At 39.0% G+C, this 3,212-nt stretch carries 3 protein-coding genes; 2 read left to right on the top strand and 1 reads right to left on the bottom strand.

Features of this window, described 5'->3' with window-relative positions; translation table 11 throughout:
* The first annotated feature begins 301 nt into the window (after positions 1–301).
* Together F6K13_RS25225 and F6K13_RS25220 are read left to right on the top strand one after the other, a co-directional pair.
* Complete coding sequence (locus F6K13_RS25225) at positions 302–1,135, top strand: hypothetical protein (protein WP_124154894.1); 834 nt, start codon at positions 302–304, stop codon at positions 1,133–1,135.
* Positions 1,136–1,554: 419 nt separating this feature from the next.
* Positions 1,555–1,710 carry a hypothetical protein gene (locus F6K13_RS25220; RefSeq protein WP_161564998.1) on the top strand — a complete coding sequence of 52 codons (156 nt, stop codon included), beginning with the start codon at positions 1,555–1,557 and terminating at the stop codon, positions 1,708–1,710.
* 228 nt (positions 1,711–1,938) lie between these two features.
* Here F6K13_RS25220 and F6K13_RS25215 read toward each other — a convergent pair whose 3' ends face one another.
* On the bottom strand, positions 1,939–2,550 hold the full coding sequence (locus tag F6K13_RS25215) for a hypothetical protein (RefSeq protein WP_124154895.1): 612 nt from the start codon (positions 2,548–2,550) through the stop codon (positions 1,939–1,941).
* Positions 2,551–3,212: the final 662 nt, after the last annotated feature.

The following is a 3,212-nucleotide window of genomic DNA, read 5'->3' as shown; positions in this document are numbered from 1 at the left end:
TGAAATTTTTCTTGTTCAATTTAAGATTTTTTGTCCTACTATTATCAGTAAAAGATGTCTATCAATCCTTCAAAAAAACCCTCTCCAGGGATTCCCTGTCCACGGTGTAATTTTTTCATTGAAATGTCTGTCCAAAGTTTACTATACCAAGCTTCATTTCAATGTCCAGCCTGTTTCTTGACCTTAAGCATGGATCGCAATCAGTCTAGACCCGCACTAGAAGTATTGCAAAAAGTCAATAAAGAGATGGAAAACATAGAAAAACACAAAAATTTTGATTTATAGAATTTAACAGGAAGATATGCAACTTAGCAAAGTTGTCGGTGCTATCCTTAATGATTTGTCTGAGGCTCAAGACTTGGCTAATGAGTATTCTAGCCAACTTAGCCGTAAATATCAAAAGAATAGGGATACAGATACAGATGACAATGACAATGTATTGACAAATTCTGAGGTTCCATCTGCGCTGATCAAAGAAATCAGCCTTGATTTGAAATTTATTATCAATGATATTAAGTCTGATGGTTTTACTATAGATGTGGATAAGACACAGGAAAACTGTAGAAAAATAGCAGAGACAATAGTGAAGGAATTGATTCCAAAGATTAACAAAACGATCAAAACTTTAATAAATAAGGCTAACAAATTTAGCACTGATAACTTAGATCCTGCTAGGGTGACAAAAAATATTGTTACTCCAGAATTTCGCAATCGACTTGAGTCAATATCTTATCTGGATTTGTTTAGACTATGCCACAGAACTTTTATGTCGGAAAATGATTTAAGTGAGTCTGAAATCAAGAATAGTATCACTAAGAAACTCGAAGATGAATTGTTCAAGCAAGAAAATATTAAAATTCTGCTTGAAGTAGAAGAACCTGACAATCCTCAGGAAGTGAAGCTAGTTAAGGACACAAAAGAACAATTTCAGGAAGACTGTTTATCTTCTGTAGATGCTGCTCTTCAGGAAATTAACGATATTCAAACTGTGATTCAAAAAATTAAGGGAACTCCCAAAACTGAAGTTATTATTAATCCCAGAGTTTTAATGAAAGTTCCAAAAGAGGTAATTCAAAGCCTCCAAATTACTGCAAAATATGATGACTATAAATGGACAATTTGGGGAGTTGGTTAAACTTTGTATTAAAGCTTGAACTCTAGTAACTGTAGACCATACTCAAGCTCGGTATTTGCATGATTTGTAGCTTGAAAAGAAAACCGCTAATGGGACTTAAACAAAATAGAGCCAGAAAATAGGCTCAAATATAGACGGGTAAAGGCTTTTACGTCAAAAAGGTATAAATCCTGAATTACCAAGGGTTCTAGCCATTTTTAGGGCATCGACGTAATTCCCTTGTCTAGAGTGGGTTTGAAGTATTTTTTTGACCAGAAAATGTTTAAGTACCACTAATTAAAACAAAGGAGATTATTATGCCTCTTAATGTCCGACCAGTTGAAGGTTCCGGAGCCACAGGTCCTGCTATGAAATGACCACTGCCACCAGAAGCAGATAAACAGGTAAGCAATGCTATTAGACAGGTAAACAGTGGAAATATGTTTGGAGGACATCTAGCTACCTTTATTGGGGATGTTTTTGGTTGGCGCGTAGATCGCCAGAACCCTCCTGCAAATTTTATGAATATTTCCGTTCAGCGTAATGGAATTAGTCCCCCCAGTACAGTAGCAACTGTGTTTGTTCCTCAGCCTTAAAGGTTCTTCCTCCTCTCCCTGGCTCTCCAACGTCTGCGCATGATGCTCCTATGAAAGAACTTGAAAGATTTACACGACAAGTTCTGGAACTCAGTTTTGCAAGTCATGCACAGCAGAATAAAAAGTGGGTGATAACCCGATATGAGGTATATGGTAATTTTTCAGCCTGAAAAATACCATCAGGACTTACGCATCACCACTATATAACGTTTACCGCTGACCGCTTTTTTAACAAATAGGTTGCTTCCCTGGTTTCACAGCATGAATATACTCACTTCCAGAATTAGGCCAGCCGCGACGATAAGCTGCTAACTCTGGTTTTCCCCATCCTAACTGTAGTAGCATCTCCAGAAAATTAGATTTTTCCCACTTCAACATATTTGCCCATTCTGTACGTTGAGCGATCGCTTCTACTTCTTGTATTTCTATTTTGCGAAAGTCTCGACCACTACCCACACTTAAATATAAGTCCATCCCCATTGTCACCTGACTCCAGAAATTTAATACAGAAACCTTTGCTGCCTGCAAAATTTCTAGATCGCTCAATAAAGCAATTAATTGTTCATGCACTACGGGAAAACTAATAATCTTATCATTAACTGTCACCTGTCGCCACACAATACCAGAGACCAAATATTCTGTTTGATAGCGATGAACAGCAGCTTTAAAATCTTGATATGCAGTAAACTTTTGGAAAGCTTCTGGTTTGAGAAAATGGTCAACTACTGGGTTTCCCGTGCGGGGAGTTGCTGCCAAATTCAGGCGTTGGCCTTGCAGACAAGCTTGGCGCTCTTCAGCTAGGATATCTATTAGCTCGATAGTGCTGTAGACCTTTGACATGAGGACATATTATAGTCAGGGTGGGATAAAATATCTTCATTGTGACATATTTTGGGCTAAAGAGGGAGTAGGGGAGTGGGGGAGTAGGGGAGTAGGGGAGATGGGAGATGGGAGCATTTTTCGGTGGTAGTGCTGTCATGATTTTTGTTATGTATGGCAGTGGGAGCATCTTGCTCCTGTTCCAGACGTCCCTTGTTCTTGTATACCATTACCCGAAGAGGACTAACTATTTTTCTACACCTAAAATGTTGCAATAGTAGGGGCGGGTTCCGGGTTAAGTTAATGGTGTGACAAATTATTCAGATAAACCCGCCCCGACCCATTAACGAAGTCAGAAGTCAGAAGTCAGAAGTCAGAAGTTATTTTTGTAACGGAGATTTGAGCTTCGCTCCAAAAATATTTCGCCAGTCAAGGCGGGGTGGCGCGACCTAATTATTGCTCTGCTGATTAAATCTAAAAGCATTGACATATAAAGACAAGTGCCTTTTTGGGGCTTTTCAAAAGTGCCTGGTTTTCAGCTCTTTATGCTCAAAAAGGAGCGTATTTTAGGCGCATAGTTGGGCAGAAAAATCCCAAATTAACAATTCTTGCTCCTATCTCCTCGCTCATTCCCATTTCTCCTGTCTCCTGTCTCCTGTCTCCTGTCTCCTGTCTCCTATTGA

Origin of the sequence: Okeania sp. SIO2B9, from assembly GCF_010672505.1 — a bacterium.
GTDB classification, from domain to species: Bacteria; Cyanobacteriota; Cyanobacteriia; order Cyanobacteriales; family Microcoleaceae; genus Okeania; species Okeania hirsuta.
Note: the sequence above shows the minus strand (reverse complement) of the source record. Positions and strands in the feature narration are given on the sequence as shown.

Bases quoted from the DNA above. Each gene is read 5' to 3' on its own strand.
- F6K13_RS25225 (WP_124154894.1), top strand. From the start codon at position 302: ATGCAACTTAGCAAAGTTGTCGGTGCTATCCTTAATGATTTGTCTGAG.
- F6K13_RS25220 (WP_161564998.1), top strand. From the start codon at position 1,555: ATGTTTGGAGGACATCTAGCTACCTTTATTGGGGATGTTTTTGGTTGG.
- F6K13_RS25215 (WP_124154895.1), bottom strand. From the start codon at position 2,550: ATGTCAAAGGTCTACAGCACTATCGAGCTAATAGATATCCTAGCTGAA.